11 protein-coding genes are annotated in these 17,246 nt (G+C 57.0%); 8 read left to right on the plus strand and 3 right to left on the minus strand.

Annotation, left to right across the window (positions count from 1 at the left end):
- Window positions 1-95 precede the first annotated feature (95 nt).
- From GFJ39_RS06100 to GFJ39_RS06125, 6 genes are all read left to right on the plus strand, one after another.
- Entirely contained in the window at window positions 96-758 is a 663-nt protein-coding gene (locus tag GFJ39_RS06100; RefSeq protein ID WP_064275341.1) for a ParA family protein, read from the plus strand.
- The gene (locus tag GFJ39_RS06105; RefSeq protein ID WP_064275342.1) at window positions 755-1,108 is read left to right on the plus strand and encodes a hypothetical protein; all 354 of its coding nucleotides are present in this window, start codon (window positions 755-757) and stop codon (window positions 1,106-1,108) included. The genes GFJ39_RS06100 and GFJ39_RS06105 overlap by 4 nt, the downstream gene beginning before the upstream one ends.
- 299 nt (window positions 1,109-1,407) lie before the next feature.
- Window positions 1,408-1,632 carry a hypothetical protein gene (locus tag GFJ39_RS14050; protein WP_228391825.1) on the plus strand — a complete coding sequence of 75 codons (225 nt, stop codon included), beginning with the start codon at window positions 1,408-1,410 and terminating at the stop codon, window positions 1,630-1,632.
- A gap of 255 nt (window positions 1,633-1,887) precedes the next feature.
- Window positions 1,888-2,859, plus strand: coding sequence for a phosphoadenosine phosphosulfate reductase domain-containing protein (locus tag GFJ39_RS06115; RefSeq protein WP_153430504.1), 972 nt, complete (start codon window positions 1,888-1,890; stop codon window positions 2,857-2,859).
- Window positions 2,860-3,058: 199 nt separating this feature from the next.
- Window positions 3,059-3,319 carry a hypothetical protein gene (locus GFJ39_RS06120; protein ID WP_153430505.1) on the plus strand — a complete coding sequence of 87 codons (261 nt, stop codon included), beginning with the start codon at window positions 3,059-3,061 and terminating at the stop codon, window positions 3,317-3,319.
- A gap of 114 nt (window positions 3,320-3,433) precedes the next feature.
- Window positions 3,434-8,542, plus strand: a complete 5,109-nt coding sequence (locus tag GFJ39_RS06125; RefSeq protein ID WP_153430506.1) for a DEAD/DEAH box helicase family protein — start codon at window positions 3,434-3,436, stop codon at window positions 8,540-8,542.
- A gap of 469 nt (window positions 8,543-9,011) precedes the next feature.
- On the opposite strand, the gene dgt is transcribed toward GFJ39_RS06125, so the two are convergent.
- From dgt to GFJ39_RS06145, 3 genes are all read right to left on the minus strand, one after another.
- Entirely contained in the window at window positions 9,012-10,361 is a 1,350-nt protein-coding gene (dgt, locus tag GFJ39_RS06130; protein ID WP_153430507.1) for a dGTP triphosphohydrolase, read from the minus strand.
- A gap of 950 nt (window positions 10,362-11,311) precedes the next feature.
- Complete coding sequence (locus tag GFJ39_RS06135) at window positions 11,312-13,300, minus strand: ATP-binding protein (RefSeq protein ID WP_153430508.1); 1,989 nt, start codon at window positions 13,298-13,300, stop codon at window positions 11,312-11,314.
- 731 nt (window positions 13,301-14,031) lie between these two features.
- On the minus strand, window positions 14,032-14,286 hold the full coding sequence (locus GFJ39_RS06145) for a type II toxin-antitoxin system prevent-host-death family antitoxin (RefSeq protein WP_016738627.1): 255 nt from the start codon (window positions 14,284-14,286) through the stop codon (window positions 14,032-14,034).
- A gap of 221 nt (window positions 14,287-14,507) precedes the next feature.
- Here GFJ39_RS06145 and GFJ39_RS06150 point away from each other — a divergent pair, with 221 nt between their 5' ends.
- Together GFJ39_RS06150 and GFJ39_RS06155 are read left to right on the plus strand one after the other, a co-directional pair.
- Complete coding sequence (locus GFJ39_RS06150) at window positions 14,508-16,370, plus strand: ParB/RepB/Spo0J family partition protein (RefSeq protein WP_153430509.1); 1,863 nt, start codon at window positions 14,508-14,510, stop codon at window positions 16,368-16,370.
- A 188-nt stretch (window positions 16,371-16,558) separates the two neighbouring features.
- Window positions 16,559-17,239 carry an LPD29 domain-containing protein gene (locus GFJ39_RS06155; RefSeq protein ID WP_061507382.1) on the plus strand — a complete coding sequence of 227 codons (681 nt, stop codon included), beginning with the start codon at window positions 16,559-16,561 and terminating at the stop codon, window positions 17,237-17,239.
- The last annotated feature ends 7 nt before the right edge of the window (window positions 17,240-17,246 follow it).

The following is a 17,246-nucleotide window of genomic DNA, read 5'->3' on the forward strand; positions in this document are numbered from 1 at the left end:
TAAGGAAAGACATGTAACTATTGACATGTAACCAACAACATGTCATCCACTACATGTAAATCTGTAAATGCCGGTTCTGTTGTGAGGTATTTTCTGTGGCTGTTTTATCTATAGCTTCGGCCAAGGGCGGGTGTGGGAAGACCACCTTGTCGATCATTCTTTCAACTGCCCTTGCTCAAAAGGGCTACAAGGTCCGCCTTCTAGACTGTGACTTAAATCAGCACGCTAGCGAGTTCGGGGCTAAAAGCGAGATGCAGGATCTCACGGTTCGGCCGTCAATAGACGAGCACAATATTTTGGCCGAGGTGCGAAGTGCAGAAAGCGAGAGTGACCTGACGATCATTGATCTTCCTGGGGGGTCCTCCACCCTAGCCTTAAAGGCGTTGCAGCGTTCCAATTTCGTGCTTGTGCCATGCCAAGCGAGCCTTCCGGACGTGCGGGACGCATTCAAAACTATCGCTCAGATTGACGATGCAGAAGACCTCGCGCGAAGCTCTATTCCCCGTGCTCTCATTTGGAGCCGTGTGTTACCTGGCTTTGAGTCCAGAGCAGCGAAGCATGTTAGGGAGAGTGTAGAGCAGCAGAACGTACCAGTCTTCAGGGCGGCGATGTTGGAAAGAGCTGCCTTCAGAGAGATGCACATCACCGGCACAAGCCCGGTTGAAAGTGCAAGTGCGTCTCCCGCAGCCCAGAATGTAGAAGCTATTGCCGAGGAGCTTCTTGAGAAGCTGTCTGCTCTGGCGGAGAATGCTAGATGACAAAATCTCCTCTACCGCCCATCACCGATGCGCTGACGCCTCGTCCAGCTAAGCGACCTAATCTTCGTGATCTCAAGGCCCCACAGATCGTCGAAGACAGTAGCGTTTCAGAAAACAGCCGTGCACTAGGCACAAAATGGGGCGCACAGACATCGTTAGATGAGCCCGATCCTGCTATGACATCTTTGCGGATGGTTATTCCAGAGTATGTGGATCGGCAGCTATCGCTAAAGGCGGCGGAAGCCAAAGTCACAAAGCAATATCTTGTTCTCAAGGCCCTCTCCGAAGCCGGGTATGAAGTGAGGGAGGCTGATCTGATTGAGGACAAGCGTAAAAGGCGCCGGCGCTAAGTCTCCAATATAAAGGTACATGTTGATAATTACATGTACCTTTATCCGCTTTTAAGCTTAAGGTGTTCTCCGTCTCCTGATTCAAACCCACCTTGGAGCGATAAAGCAAAAGCAACAAATGGGTAAACTTACTTGTAATTCACAACATGTAAATAAACACATGTACATGAAAACATGTAAGCGATTAAATACAAATAAGAGGGGGAAAAGGAGGGAGGGGGCTGGCTGGGATCTGCCCAGCCAGCAACAGGTGGGTCAACGCGTGTCCTCGCCATGCTCGCCGGCTACGCCGTCTGCGCGTGGCTGCGGGCCGCGTCGATCCTGCCGCTGCGCGGCACTGTTGCAGTCTGAACAGCTCCCAGCCGGACGCGACGATGTTCAAAAACCAGAAATGGATCGAGCATCATGCGCCGTCATTACCTTCCCTACGTCCCAACGCCACGCGGTCGGCCGCCCATGCGCTGGACCGATACGCAGGAGCCCGTATCCTGCCGCAAGTGCAACGAGCACTGGGCTGGCGGTGATCCAGCGCTAACGATTGCCTGCACGGGCTGCAACGCGCCAGCCCATGAGCCCTGCCGTCGCAGTGCGGGCGGTAATGAACGGGTGTGTGCGTGCCGGGATGAGGCAGCGACCCAGCTTGGACTCCTCTCACGCTGCGAAGGCCTGAGCTGGGACAACCGGCACGTCAAGCCTCTGACCCTCCGGGCCACTCCAGTTGCCACGGCGCTAATGTGCCGGTCTGTCAGGACAGGTGCCCCGGTGAGCAGGTTCGTGTCATGACGCCTGATCTGACGTCGTATGACAGTATCATCGTGGCCGTCTCGGGCGGGAAAGACGGCCTCGCCTGCCTTTTCGCCCTCCTTGAGGCTGGTGCCCCGAAGGACCGCCTGGAACTGTGGCATCACGAGGTGGACGGGCAGGGGCCATCCTTTATGGACTGGCCCTCCACCTCGCCCTATGTGAGCGCGCTGGCGCAGGATTTTGGATTGCCGCTCTATCGCTCCTGGCGAGAGGGCGGCTTCGAGCGGGAGATGCTCCGCAAGGACGCACCGACAGCCCCTGTTCTTTTCGAAAGCCCTGAGGGTCTGATCCGCGCAGGCGGGCAGGGGCCGAACGGGACGCGCCTGCGCTTTCCCCAGGTCTCCGCCAGCCTGACGACCCGATGGTGCTCCAGCGTCACCAAGATTGACGTCGCCGATCGCTCCTTGCGGGGGCAGGAGCGCTTTCTGAACCGTCGCACGTTGTTCGTAACGGGCGAGCGGGCTGAAGAAAGCCCCAACCGTGCCCGCTATGCCGCCTTCGAGCCGCACCGCACGGACACGCGACATGGCACGCGCCGTCGCCGGCATGTCGATCACTGGCGGCCGGTCCACCAGTGGAGCGAGGCGCAGGTCTGGGACAGTCTGAAGCGCTGGAATGTGATGCCGGCGCTGCCATACCGCATCGGCTTCTCCAGGCTGTCCTGTGCCATCTGTATTTTTGGCGATGCGCGGCAGTTTGCAACGATCCGCTGGCTCGATCCAGCCCGCTTTGAACGCCTCGTACAGTACGAGCAGCAGTTCGGCTGCACGATCAAGCGGACCGTCTCCCTGGAGCAGCTCGCGGAGCAGGGCAGGCCGTATGACGCTGCACTGTCAGCACCCGATCTGGCCCGCGCGTGCCTGTCGTCGCGGCCGATCCCAACCGTCCTCACACCAGCCTGGGAGTTCCCGGCCGGAGCGTTCGGACAGGGCGCAGGTCCGACCTGAAAAAAAAGAAGAAAAAACAGAAGGTTAAAAAAGAAAAAGGAGGGGAAGGGGGCAGCACAGGCCAGCCCGCCCCGCAAGAGGTGGGTCCGTCCGTGTCCTCGCTACGCTGCGGGCCGGGCGGTCCCGACGCTGCGCGTCGCTCTGGCAGGTCGCGCTGTCCTGCGCTCGCCGGAGAGGGTCAGGAAAGGAAATAAAGACGATGTCAGAGACCCTCGAACGCCCCGCACAGGCGCACGCTTTCGACCTCAAACAGGCTCACAAGGAAGGCTGGACGCTCCTCGAAGGATGCGGACCCGACAATGACGAGACGCATCTGGTGGGTCTGCATTGCAGCGATCCTCAGGCCTGGTGGCGCGTGGCGAGGCAGGCAGGCGAGGGTTCGGCCTACCACCGTGAGGCGCTGTCCCGCCTGTCCGAGAACGAGCGCGAGCAGATCCGCCTGCGCTTTGGTCCCCTCTGACCCCGCGCTGATCCGGGAGGCCTGACGCCTCTCTCCCCGAACTGATCCTGTTTTCCGGCCCCCCGGTCTGCCTCCGCGCAGTACCGGGCGCTGCCGCTTGTCCGGAGTTTTTCCATGTCCATGTCCCAACTGAGCTTTTTCGATACCTCAGCACTCGGCGGCAGCCAGTCCAATCTCTACTGGGGTGATCTTCCCGGAGACCGCGCCCTTGAGGAAGCCGCCGCTGCGGTTCGACAGGCGACACAGGCCCCGGCTCCGATCCCCGCCGTCCTGCCGAAAGTGGATTTCGTCCTGAGCGGAACGCGTGGCCTCGCCCAGGGCTGGAAAGAGCGCGCCCGCGACAATCTGGCAGCGATCCGCCTTCTGGCCACACTGGAAGCGGAAGACCGCAACGCCAGCGCGGAAGAGCAGGCCGTGCTCGCCCGTTTCACAGGGTTCGGGGCCGGAGAGCTGGCCAACAGCCTGTTCCCGCGTGCCGGAGAGACCTTCCGGTCCGGGTGGGAAGAGATCGGCAGCCAGCTTGAGGCCCTGACCAGCCAGCAGGAGCGGGCCGGTTTGGCACGGGCCACGCAGTACGCCCACTACACGCCCGAACTGATCGTTCATGCGATGTGGGATCTGGTGGCCCAGATGGGGTTCCGGGGCGGCCGTGCGCTGGAACCGGGCTGTGGCACCGGGCTTTTCATGGCGAGCGTGCCCCCGAAGCTGGCCCCGAAAACCGCCTGGACCGCAATCGAGAACGATCCGCTGACGGCCCGGATCACGCGCAAGCTGTTTCCGAACCAGTGGGTCCGGTCCGAGGATTTCACGACGGCCAGGCTGGCGGAGCGCTACGATCTGGTGATCGGCAACCCGCCCTTCAGCAACCGCACGGTTCGAGGCACGGACGAGCTGGGCCGCCTTGGCCTGTCCCTGCATGACTACTTCATCGCCCGGTCCATCTCCCGTTTACGTCCCGGAGCGCTGGCGATGTTCGTCACGTCGCGGTGGACGATGGACAAGTCCGATGCCGGCGCACGGCGCACAATATTCGAGACAGCCGATTTCGTGGGCGGCGCACGCCTGCCAGCCGGAGCCATGCGTGACGATGCCGGAACGGATGTCGTGGTGGACGTGCTCGTATTCCGCCGCCGCGCACCGGGTGAGGATGCGGGCGATGCCACCTGGCTGGACGTGGCTGCGCTGGAGGACACCGATCAGGGCGAAGGCCCGCTGCGGATCAACCGCTATTTCGCGGAAAACGGCCAGCAGGTTCTCGGCCGGCACGACTGGACGAGCGGTCAGTTCGGACCCGAATACACCTGCAAGGCCAATCCGCTCCAGATGCTGGACGAGGCCCTGCCACTGGCCCTTGGCCGTCTCTCTTCGCTGGCCCGCTTCCCGGCCCCGCAGACGCTCGATGTTGCGACTGTGCAGGATAACCACGCCGCCCAGATCGGAACGGCCGCAGACGGTGCCCTGCTGAAAGAGGGGAGCTACCTGCTGCACAAGGGCGCGCTGCACCAGATCATTGACGGCGAAACCGTGCTGGTGAAGGTGAAGAAAGGCGAGCAGAAGGAAGGGATCTTCCAGAAGCACGCCGCGATCATCAAGGGCCTGATTCCTGTCAGGGATGCGGCCCGGCTCGTGCTTCGGGCACAGGTGGAAAACCTGCCATACAGCGCCCATCAGGCCGATCTCAAACGCGCGTATCAGGCCTTCGCCCGTCAGTTCGGGCCGATCAACCTCACCAACACCACAACGCGGGTGGATGAAGAGACGGGTGAGGAGAAGTCCACACAGCGCCGTCCAAACCTTCAGCCCTTCTACGACGATCCGGATGTGTGGCTGGTCAGCTCGATCGAGGAGTATGACGAGAAAAGCCAGACCGGCCGTCCGGGTCCGATCTTCAGCGAGCGCGTGATTCAGGCTCCATCCGAGCCAGAGGTTCACGGCGCTCATGATGCGCTGGCGGTCTCCCTGCACGAGACAGGCGGCGTGGACGTCGAGCGCATGGCGGAGCTTCTTGGCCGCCCAGGTGAGGAGGTGCTCGCCGAACTCGGATCCTCGGTCTATCTCGATCCGATCCGCAGCACAGGTGGCCGTGAGGTCTGGGTGACGGCCGACGAGGCCCTGTCAGGGGCGGTCCGCACCAAGCTGGCGCAGGCCCGGGAGGCTGCCGAGCGCGACCGACGCTATCTGCGCAACGTCGCAGCCCTTGAAGAGGTCCAGCCCGAAGACCTGCGCCCGTCTGACATTACGGCCCGCCTGGGAGCCCCGTGGATCCCCGTGCCGGATGTCGAGGCTTTCGTCGCAGAGGTCATGGGGGTCCGCACGACCATTCACCACACGATGGAGGTGGCGACCTGGAGCGTGGACAAGAGCGGGTTTTCCGGCAAGGCGGAGGCCACCTCGGTCTGGGGAACACAGCGCCGCCATGCCGGGGATCTTCTGGACGATGCGCTCAATCAGGCCAGCCCGAAAATCTGGGACACCTGGCGCGATGTGAATGGCGAACACCGTGAACTGAATACGAAGGAGACCGAGGCCGCCAAGGAAAAGCTGGCCGCGATCAAGACCGCGTTCGAGATGTGGGTGTGGCAGGACACTGACCGCGCCGAGCGTCTGGTGCGGCTGTATAACGATGCGTTCAACAACCTTGTCCCGCGCACGTTCGACGGCTCCCACCTGAAACTGCCGGGAGCCAGCACGGCCATCAGCCTGCGCGACCACCAGAAGCGGGTGATCTGGCGGATCATCGCCAAGGGCAGCACCTACATGGCCCATGCGGTGGGGTCCGGGAAGACGTTCTCGATGTGCGCGGCCGTGATGGAGCAAAAGCGCCTCGGCCTGATTTCCAAGGGCATGATCGTGGTGCCCGGACATTGCCTTGCACAGATGGCGCGTGAGTTCATGATGCTCTACCCGAACGCCCAGATCCTCGTGGCGGATGAGACCAACTTCGTGAAGGACAAGCGCCAGCGGTTCCTGGCCCGCGCCGCGACCGGGAACTGGGACGCCATTGTCATCACGCATGACGCCTTCAAGTTCGTGCCGGTCGAGAGCGCCTTTGAGCAGGAAATGGTCGAGGACCAGATCGCGTCCTACGAAAGCCTTCTGGAGAATGTGAACCGGGATGACCGCCTGTCGCGCAAGCGCATCGAGCGCCTGAAGGAGGGGATGGAAGCCAAGCTGAAGGCCCTGTCCAGCCGCAAGGACGATCTCGTGCATCTCGGCGAGATCGGGGTGGACCAGATCCTCGTGGACGAGGCGCAGCAGTTCCGCAAACTGTCTTTCGGCACGAACCAGTCCGATCTGAAGGGGATCGACCCGAACGGCAGCCAGCGCGCCTGGGATCTGTTCGTCAAAACGCGCTACCTCGCAAAGCGTAATCCCGAGCGCGTGCTGGTGATGGCGTCAGGCTCGCCGATCACCAACACCCTGGGGGAGATGTTCTCGATCCAGCGGTTCATGGATCTGCCAGCCCTTGTCGAGCGTGGTCTGCACGAGTTCGACGCCTGGGCCGCAAGTTTTGGCGAGACCCGCACGGAACTGGAGCTTCAGCCGAGCGGGCTTTACAAGCCTGTCACGCGGTTCTCCGAGTTCGTGAACGTCGCCGATCTGATGGCGATGTATCGCGACTTTGCCGACGTGGTGCAGCAGGACGACCTGCGACGCTACGTCAAACTGCCAGAGGTGGCGGGCGGCAGGCGTGAGATCGTCGTGGCCGATAGTGGGGACGCCTTCCGCGAGTATCAGAAGACGCTCGCCGAGCGGATCAAGACGATTGAAGAGCGCACGGGCAAGCCCAAGAAGGGTGACGACATCCTGTTGTCCGTCATCACCGATGCCCGGCACGCTGCCATCGACCTGCGTTTCGTGCGGAACTGGGCGGAGAATGACAACGGCAACAAGCTGAACGTCATGATTCGCAAGGTCTTCCAGATCTGGCAGGACACGTCGGCCAATCGCTACACCGACCCGGAGACGGGACGGGAGTACGACCTGCCGGGTGCCACGCAGATGATCTTCTCGGATCTGGGAACGGAATCCGCCCTGGAGACACGCGGTTTCTCGGCCTATCGCTGGATCCGCGACGAGCTGATCCGCATGGGCGTGCCGCGCGACGAGATCGCCTTCATGCAGCACTACAAGAAGAGCACGGCCAAGCAGGCGCTCTTTCGTGACATGAACTCCGGACGCAAGCGGATCCTGATCGGGTCTTCAGCGACCATGGGAACGGGTGTGAACGCGCAGCAGCGGCTGATTGCCCTGCATCACCTCGATGTGCCCTGGCTGGTCTCGGACATCATCCAGCGCGAGGGCCGGATCGAGCGGCAGGGTAACCAGAACCCGGTGATCCAGCTCTACGCCTACGCTCTGAAGGGGTCGGTGGACGCGACGAACTGGCAGATGCTGGAGCGCAAGCAGAAGTTCATCTGCCTTGCCATGTCCGGAGACCGGACGATCCGCCGTCTGGAAGATGTGGGGGCGGAAGCCAACCAGTTCGCCATGGCCAAGGCGCTTGCGTCAGGGGATGAACGCCTGATGCAGAAGGCCGGACTGGAGGCCGAGCTGGCGCGTCTGGAACGGTTGCAGGCCGCGCATCACGACGATCAGTATAACGTCCGTCGCGCCATCGACCGCGCCGAGCGTGACCGTGAGACAGCGCAGGCCGTGATCCCGCGTCTTCAGAACGACATCGCAAAGCGTGAGCCGACACGCGGTGAAGCGTTCCGGCTGGTGCGTAAGGACCGGGAGATGACCGAGCGTGAGAAGGCCGGTCAGTGGCTCCTCTCGCAGGCCCGTCTCGCCGCGAAGTCCGGAGAGAAAGGCAAGTGGACGCTCGGCACGATCGGCGGCTTCGAGATCCTGTGCGAGACCTGGCGCACCCGCTTTGACGGCGAGGAGACGTGGGACGCGACCCTCGGTCTTGTGCTGGACGGGCGGATCCTCGGCATGGACTTTGACCGCGAGACAAGCCCGGTCGGGCTGGTCAGCCGCATCGAGAACGCATTGTTGCGGTTCGAGGCGGAACTGGCGGACGCACGCCGTCAGGTGGAGGAAGCCGAGCGCAAGCTGCCCGGCTACCGCGCCCGTGTGGGTCTGGCCTTCCCGGAGGCGGCGCTGTTGCAGGAGAAACGCGAGGCCATGGCGGCCCTTGAGGCGGATCTGGCAGCCGATACGCAGCGCCGTGAGGAAGCGGAAGAGGCTGAAGCAAAGGCCGCGCTCGAAGCTACGTGAAAATTGGGAAGATAGTCAGAAATGGAGGGGAAGTGGTAGGTCCGCTATTAGATCAGATGATCGTCAAGCGGACATGGAGATGAAAGACGTTTGGACCGGCTTGGTGTCTATGTTGATCATATCAGCCAGATTAACTACCATACTTAGTATGATCTTTTGAGGTCGTTGTCTGAATAATGGAGTGAAAGCATTATGAGAAGTTTTCGAGAATGTACTTTATGGGGCGATATGAGTTCTGATCGCACTTCTGATCAATACCCTGTCGAAAAATTATGTCTTTCTTGCATTAGGAAATTTTCCAAGCCTGATCAAGAAGTAATTGTGTCAGTAGGGCCAGATGCAGGTAAAGGTCCGGGAGCAGAGTGCTATTTTTCCGAAACGCACTAAATGCCTATTTGAGTTTTGGCCAAATATAACCTGGTCTTAAGAATTTTTATAGCTAAACTCTTAAGACCAGTCGATTTCTCTTCTAAATTGGCTTGAACATGCTTTGAGCTGTGTTCGAATGCAATCTCTCGTAGAATTCCACAGCGTAGCGATCAGTCATACCTGCGACAAAGTCACATATAAGTCTTTTCTGCGCCGATAGGCAAGAAGCTTTCTCGTGCTCTAACAAGATGTCCTCAGGCAAAAGATGTTTCCCGCCCGCACTTGAAAAACTATTGAAAATAGATTTTACTATTTCATATCCTCTATACTCTGGAACTTTAACTATAGGCGAACTTATCATAGCCAAATATGTATAGTTTTTTAACACTTCTACTATTAACTTATTTTCACGTTTAATTTTTATTGTGCTCAAAGCTGGGTTGTTCTTGTCATAAAAATCCATATCGATACCATTTATAGAATTTCCGACTAATGTCGATGAAAATTTGGTTCGTGCATATGCTGAATTGGAAAGACTTTTGTACATTTTATTGACATCAATAAAAGAATCAAAATCATTTATTGGATAGTTCTTTGCATCACCAGAAAATACTCCTTCGAGAACCGATTTTATATCTTTTACACTCACCTCTTCTTTGAAAATATCTGTTAATTTAGCCGATAGCTTGTAAAACAAAGTATCCGGCGAGCTAAATATTTTTACCGGATCAAGGAGGCCAGCCTTGAAGCAATCTTCAAGATCATAAGTGGAATAAGCTATATCATCAGCTATATCCATTATTTGACATTCTATAGTCTTAAATTTACTGGGTAAACCATCTCCTCTTAAAACATTACGCTTTATTTTTTTTACAAGTTCAGATTCTTCTATATAATAACCTTTGCATAATTTTTCATCATGGGCTCTAATTTCTGGAATTAAGTTATCATATTTTATAACTCCAGCTAGTGTTCTGTAAGTCAAATTCAATCCATAACTGACGCCACCTTCAACAACCTTTTTCTCAATTTTTGATAAAATACGTAATGTCTGTGCATTACCTTCAAACCCTCCAGCCGATTTCATACAATCGTCAAGGGCGCGCTCGCCATTGTGCCCGAAGGGTGGATGTCCAAGGTCATGCACCAAAGAGCACGTCGCAATCAAGTCGCTATCGAGCGGATTGTTTTGGAGATCTGCACATGTAGCATTCAGTCTAGACGCTATTCCGCGAGCAATCTGAGATACTTCTAAACTATGAGTAAGCCTACTTCTAAAAAAATCTGACTCATGCAATGGAAATACCTGTGTTTTCCCTTGTAGTCGGCGGAAACTTGGCGAATGAATAACCCGCCCATAATCGCGGAAAAATTCAGACCTTCCTGGTGTTGCCGATGGGCCTTGAGGAAATGGGCGTTGAGTATCTTCTTTAGAATACAAATAAGACATATCAATATCTATTCAACTATATATTTCTTGAAAGTGCGATTGTGCATATGAAATTGTTATTTCTATAAACTCAATATTTCTCGAATCAATATTATGTTCACATTTTATTTCTTTTTCTTTTTTAATTTTGCGATGCTCATCATCGAGTATTTTTGATATTTGATCGTGAATTGAAGTCATTTTCTATCCCCTGTATTGGTGTGTTATACAGAACAATATGATAATAAACGCTTTCATCCCAACCGACAAGATTGGAAAGCCCCCATAAATAGTTCATAAATACACTTTATATATTTATTGTTGTTTCTATATACATGCTATCCTCTGCAAGCACTATGAATGCCTTATACTGAGTAATATATCAAAACACGCAGATGATCTGGGTCGTCAGCATCTTTCAGGCGGGATTATGTCCCTCGAATTTTATGTGCTTGCCGGGGACCAGTTCTTTCAATTTGGTATGACGCTGGCTGTACGCTTGGAGCGTGGTCGTTCCCACCTTTTAAAACTCTACCCAAAGCCGGGCCTGCGCGATCTCTGGACGAGCAGAAACTTGTCGGCTTATGCAGCTATCCTACACTGTCATGCCAAAGGACGACTGAGCATCACTACAGGTTCGGGCGACGTGCTCCAGTAGCCCAAGGTGTAGCCTTATTTGGATTAGCCGACCGCCTCACTAAGCGCGAGGCACTCTTTCCGTATGAGGGGGAAAGGACTAAAGAAATTTCTCTGTATTTTTATCTAGGTTCTTGGTGTTTACGTAGGCTGCCAAACCTATAGAAAATGCATAAGGACTTCACGGACAAGCCAACCAGTTGAGCCAGATCCGTAATTCATCCCCTTTGAGAAGATGTTGAGGATGTTCCAGCGATTTGATTAATTCGACCGCTTGTCGCAGAAGTTTTGCCTTCATTGTTGATGCCTCTCGCCGAAATGAGCTTCGACAACCATCAAGCCGTTGCGTTGGCAATGACGGCCGCGCCCACCTCAATTTCTGAAATCGTCGTGTCTACGGACTGCTCCAGCAGTGACGGCTGCGTTGGCAAAGAGGCGTTATCAGCTTCAACAAACCGGGCCAGAGTCGCCTTCATAAACGGCGCATCTGTCAAGCGGCGATGCAGGTTCAGCATCCGTTTCTCCGCCTGTCCGATGAAGCTACTGTAGAGCATGGGACGGATGATAGTCCGATCCCCTTCTTTCCGCTCCCCAGTTTCGGTCGGATCAATGCGGTCTCCCAGGACATATCCGAATACGGTCGTACGGTCGGTCACATAGCCTTTCTGGATCAACTCCCTGACGTACTTCCAAACCTGTGCTTTCTCATCGGTTCCTAAGATGACCCCAGGCTTTTTCAGTTCCACAATGATTAGGACCTCTGTGCCATTTTCATTGGCATCGGCATCAAAGGACGGTCGGGCGTAAAAGCCGACGCTGCTACTCGGCGTGACAACGAAATCCGGTCGATTCCGTGACCCTTGTTGCTGGCCATCGAACAAAGTCTTGATGACGGTAGTCATTCCCCGGTTCGAAGTGAACTCAATGCTTTCATACTGAGGACCAAAAATCCATAGTGCCTGACCAAAAAGGGGCTGGAGTTCTTGGACTTCATCAGTCTCAGGATCCGATGTTTTGGCACGGATTTCTTCAATTAACTTCAGGCGTTTCTCTATTTCATCAAGAACAGCCTTCGCTGTGCTAATGGTCCAGCGTTCCAAGACATCGTTCCACTGGTCCAATTCGCTCGGTTTCAAGGTGTGTAACTTAGACAATAAGCTATACTGAGATTCCGCCATCTCTAAATTGGCCAGCAACCCCATGACCTGATCGATTTGCTTCACCGAGAGGCTCGGGCAACGATCGACAATCTGGTCAAGGAACTGCCCCCACCGCTCCCGGCTGAGCATGGGCAACTCCTTAACCACTGTCTTGTGTGCGTCTCTTACGTCTTGTTTAGCCTTGGTTCTCTTTTCCTGCGTGATGCCGAGAAGAACATCACGAATGGCACCTTGTACGGCTTCCTGGGTTGCGAGCCAGATCGGGTTGTCCACCTTGAAATCCGACCAGTCGGCCTGCACGGTAGGAGCGAGGAAGTCAGCGTAAACGATGAAGGTGTAGCGCTTAGCTTCCTCGGTTCGTCCATCGAGTACCCTTTCCTGATCTGATAAGCGCCAGCAGCACTGACCGACCAGCCGTCGATTGACCCACCACGCAATACCGTGCTGCTTGGCGGTTCTATCAGCGCGCTGGCTGTCGATCACTAAAACCTTGACTTTGCCATGTCCGGGAACATTGACATCTAATTCTTTTAGGCAATCCTTCGGTACATCGCTAAAAGACACCCTGACGCCATCGACGGAGACGACGAATTCCGGATTGGTAAGGAAACGGGTGCTTAGCAGCGCGCGGGCATCTGCAGCCGAAAGTGAGGATGCCACCAAATGGATAGCGGAGATTTCCGTTCCATGACCGGTAGCACTTTTGCGTAGATTTTCCTGCTGCACCTCAATGGGATTTCGGTGCCCTTGCGTCACTGTGTAAGTAGCCTCTACACCATCGCGCCATGTCCGCACTCTATAAGGTGAGGAGAACAGGAAAGCTGCGTGGCGTCCCTTTCCGTTACGGCCGTATACAGGCCGCGGCAAAGCTCCAAGCAACTCAGGTGGTGGAGATACGAATTCGCCCTGGTGGATAATACGATCATAGTCGAGAGTACGCCAGCGCACTTCAAATTGGTTCGGCGTCATGCCCACACCGTTATCTTGGATGCGGAACAGGGCACCAGTAGAGCGATCCGGCCATTGAATCTCTACCGAGGTGGCGTAAGCATCCCAAGAATTGGCGACTAGTTCCACGAGCGCCGTTGTCGGATCGGACATGATGGCACCGGCATATCTGCCCAAAAACCGCTCATCAAAGAGAGTCCCGTGTTCGCCTGTCATGGTATTTCCGTTAAATCAGCATATTTAACTGTTGCATACCATATCTACTTCCGCCCGTCGACGCGCGGAAACCTCGGGTTTTATACAGGCTATCTTGCTCTTCTCCTCGTCATTTTCCTCTGAACCCTATTTCTGAACTAACGTATTCAGAGTCCAAAAAGCCGGAGGAATAAGCTTGTTCGATGTATCCAGACCAAACGGCTGCTTTTAGCAGTCTCTGTCCCCAAACTCGGCAGTCTCCTATCAGTACGTAAGTCACGTCCGCTATGCGGAGATCGAACGGAGCAAATGTGCGACTGAGATGAGGCGGAAGCGGTCTTCTCAAGGATAGCGAGAAACTCGCTTTGCCGTAGGCAGAAGCTTCCGGAATTGTGTCAGTACGGGACGCATGAACGCGTCACTGAACTGACCGAGGGATGACGTGTGCTGCAAGTAATACGAGGTAGCGGTCGGATCCAGGTTGTATTCGTCCAACAGGATCCATTGGCGCAATTCCTGATCAAGGCCTGCTCGCTTTTTCTCGGTTGCCGGGACTTCGACTGCAATGCGTGGTCCAGAGGGTTGTTTCGTCGTCAGGGGAAGGAGAAGAACGTACTGACGATCATCACGTCCCACAAAGACTGCGGCAACTGCTGTTGGACGATCTTTGCGTCCTTCTGTTTCGCCATTTCCGCTCTGCCAATGCCAGAGATAAGGGTATCGCAGTACCATCCCGGGCCGAAAAGTCTGACTCATGGTTCTGTGCGGGTTTCCAACAGGTACCCGTCAATCGCATTTGCTACGTCGTGCACCAGATCCTGAGGCATTTCCGTAGTGGCACCGGCAGTACGCTCTGGTGCGCTTCCCACCAATGCCTCGTATTGTTCGACACTCAGCATAACCAACCGTGGTTTGCCGCGCTGATTAATTGAAATTGGCCCTTGCAGGGCACTGGCGATGATGTCTCCGGATTTCCGGGACAAATCGCTTGTCGAGAATGTGCGCATAGCGTTCTCCTTTATTTACATAAAATACAGCATTCACGGATTTGATGCAATTTCTGAAAGAAGTGTGTTCTGAAAGGGTGAAGCAATAAGAGGAAAGGCGGGGCTGTCACGAACCAGCCAGCCGCGCAAGGCTCAGGCCGGGCGCGCTGCGCGCGGCCTTGCGCGGCTGGCTGGCCCGTGACGCGGGAGGGAGATCTGAAAAATCATAGAAAGAGCGTTCCATGGCCGAACTTCGCCGCGTCGATCCGAAAACCCTTGTGCCCAACCCGAACAATCCGCGCTCTTCCATCGGAAGTCTGGAGGAACTGCGCAAGCTGGCCCTGAACATCAGGGCGATCGGCATCCTCCATCCCCCCGCCGTCCGGGAACTGGAAGACGGACGCCTGATGATCGTGGCCGGACATCGTCGCACGCAGGGAGCCATCTATGCGGGGCTTCCTGAAATCGACGTCTATGTCGGAGATCAGAGCGAAGACCTCGATGCCCTGGCCGCCGTCAGCGAGAACTTCGTCCGTCTCGACATGACGGAGCCGGAGCAGTGGAACAGCGTCACCCGCCTGCGTGAGGAGCTTGGCTACACGGATCCGCAGGTCTGTTCGGCCCTGATGGTGACGCCGAGCTATCTCAAGCGTCTTAGCCTTCTGGCGAAGCTGCACCCGCCCATCCTCGACGCCATCGCCCTTGGGCGTGGACCGGATGACCGCCAGCGCAAGATTATCGCCCAGGCATCTTTGGACGAGCAGCGTAACGCATGGGCGGAAATGTTCTCCGAGAGCGTGGAAGACGACGAGGATCCGGCCGAGTATCGCGTGAAGGCCGATGATCCGAAGGACACCGTGGCCTGGGGCGCCCTTGCCCGGAACCTTGAGCAGCGGGAATGGTATGCCCGCGACGCCCGGTTTGGTGATGATCTTGCGCGCAAGCACAATATCGTTTGGATGGAGGATCTGTTTGCCGAGCCCGGAACGGACAGCCGCTACACGCTCGATGCCACGGCTTACGCGGCAGCGCAGCAGGACTGGCTGGACAATGAGCGGCCCGAAAACTCCATTATTCTGGGCTCGGACGAGTACGGATACGTCCGCGCGCCCGAAGGTTTCATCACCATGGGAACCTGGATGGCGACACAGGAGGGTGAGGTCATGGGCTACGGCCTTAATCCCCGGACCCTGAAGATCGTGGAAGAACGCTGCCGCCCTTCTGTTGCCTTCACGCAAAGCCATGCGAACGGACCCGCAGAGCCCGAGGCTCCCAAGGAACGACCGGACGTTTCCGGGACCGGCCACAAGATGATCGGCGAGATCCGCACCGTCGCCTTGCGCGAAGCCCTCGGCGAGGTGGCCGAGACGGCCGATCCATGGGAGCTGATCGCAGCCCTCCTGCTGGCGCTGGAAGCCGAGAACGTCCGTGTGCATGGCGATGCCAGCGGGAATAACTGGTCAGAGCCAACCGCGCGCACGCTCGCGATGGCTGACCTGTTCCCTGAGGGCAGCCTTGTCCGTGACGAGACGCTGATCCGCCGCCATGCCGTCACCGTCCTGCAAAGCATCCTGAACTGCGACGTGTCGATGCACAGCGGCAGTGGCCTGCCAGCGCAGCTCGTGGGCGTCCTGTTCGGTGCCGACCAGAAGATGCCCAGCATGGCCTTTGAGGCGTTCCTCAAATGCTACAGCAAGCCCGGCATCACCAAAGCCGTGCAGGCAGAAGGGCTTGCGCCGCAGAACACCGGCAAGGAAATGCGTGCGGTCCTCATGAACCATGTCGGGGAAGGCCATTGGCTGCCCGAGGTCGCATCGTTTGCGCAGGCGCAGGACGTCTGGACGCAAAAGCAGAAGAAAAAACAGGCGAAGATCCGGGAGCTGGAAAGCGTGGTGGACGATGAGGACCTGGACGAGATGCCTGAAGATGATTTCGATGGAGCAGCCGATGATGAGGCCGACCTGTCGCACGGCCCTGTCGTGCCAGTGACGGAGCCGGACTCCGAAGAGACTTTCTCTCTGCAAGCGCCCGAGCCCGAGCCGTCGGAGCACACCGAGGCCATGCAGTTCATGCGGGACCACCTCGAAATCGTTGTCGTGGCCTGAAGCAGGGAGAGGGAAAAGAAAAGGAAAGGAGGGGAGGGGCGCTGCCATCGCGCTCCGTCCGGGTCAAAAGGTGGCTCCTCACCGGCTGCGCCGCTTCCGGTGCCGGCGCACGCGCCGCTTTTGACCCGGCCCTCCCGCGCTGACGCGGGAGAAGACATCACGAAAATCCAAAGGAAAAGGATCAGACGATGTTCGTCCCCACTCTCGCTCCCATTCAGGTCGGCACCCGCGTTTACACTCACCTCTACAGCCGGGGAGCCGGAATCGTCATGGCTGTTTACGGCAAGGAAAGCCCGACCACCGTCCGGTCCCTGTCGCGTGGCGGGGCCATCGTGTCGGGCGGGAGCGCCTCCTACGATATCGTCTTTGCCTGTGGCTCGATCTCCCGTCGTCTGCCCGAGGCCATTCTGCGCGGTGTCCAGTGGCGGATCGAAGCCGACAAGAAACTGGCAAGCGCTGAGGAGATCGCCTTCCTCCGCACCCATGCCGAAGAGGTTGAGGCTGAGAAGGTGGCAGCCGAAGCGCGCGCGAAAGCCGAACATGCCGCCGAGGTCGCAGCACTCCGCGTCAACCCGGACTATGCCCATCTGGAGCAGGGCGACGACAGCAGCGGCACGCTGGCGGCCAAAAACATCCGCCGGATGCTGAAGAAGGCTTTCCCGAAGGTGAAGTTTTCCGTCCGCAAAAGCCACTACGGCAGTGTGACTGTGCGGACCGAGGAGGATCTCGATGAGACGGCGACCGAAACCCTCCAGGCCATCACGTCGCGGTTCAAGTCCGGATATTACGACTGGCAGTCCGACTGCCACCTGACCAGCAACAGCCCTTGGCAGGACGTGTTCGGCAGCTCCGAATTTGTGAGCGACTAAGCCTTTC

This window comes from Gluconobacter aidae (genome assembly GCF_009547075.1).
Taxonomy (GTDB): Bacteria; Pseudomonadota; Alphaproteobacteria; order Acetobacterales; family Acetobacteraceae; genus Gluconobacter; species Gluconobacter aidae.

Coding starts and splice junctions, on each gene's coding strand:
- GFJ39_RS06120 (WP_153430505.1), top strand. CDS start 3,059: ATGTCAGAGACCCTCGAACGCCCCGCACAGGCGCACGCTTTCGACCTC.
- GFJ39_RS06155 (WP_061507382.1), top strand. CDS start 16,559: ATGTTCGTCCCCACTCTCGCTCCCATTCAGGTCGGCACCCGCGTTTAC.
- GFJ39_RS06125 (WP_153430506.1), top strand. CDS start 3,434: ATGTCCATGTCCCAACTGAGCTTTTTCGATACCTCAGCACTCGGCGGC.
- GFJ39_RS06135 (WP_153430508.1), bottom strand. CDS start 13,300: ATGACAGGCGAACACGGGACTCTCTTTGATGAGCGGTTTTTGGGCAGA.
- GFJ39_RS06145 (WP_016738627.1), bottom strand. CDS start 14,286: ATGCGCACATTCTCGACAAGCGATTTGTCCCGGAAATCCGGAGACATC.
- GFJ39_RS06150 (WP_153430509.1), top strand. CDS start 14,508: ATGGCCGAACTTCGCCGCGTCGATCCGAAAACCCTTGTGCCCAACCCG.
- dgt (WP_153430507.1), bottom strand. CDS start 10,361: ATGTCTTATTTGTATTCTAAAGAAGATACTCAACGCCCATTTCCTCAA.
- GFJ39_RS06105 (WP_064275342.1), top strand. CDS start 755: ATGACAAAATCTCCTCTACCGCCCATCACCGATGCGCTGACGCCTCGT.
- GFJ39_RS06115 (WP_153430504.1), top strand. CDS start 1,888: ATGACGCCTGATCTGACGTCGTATGACAGTATCATCGTGGCCGTCTCG.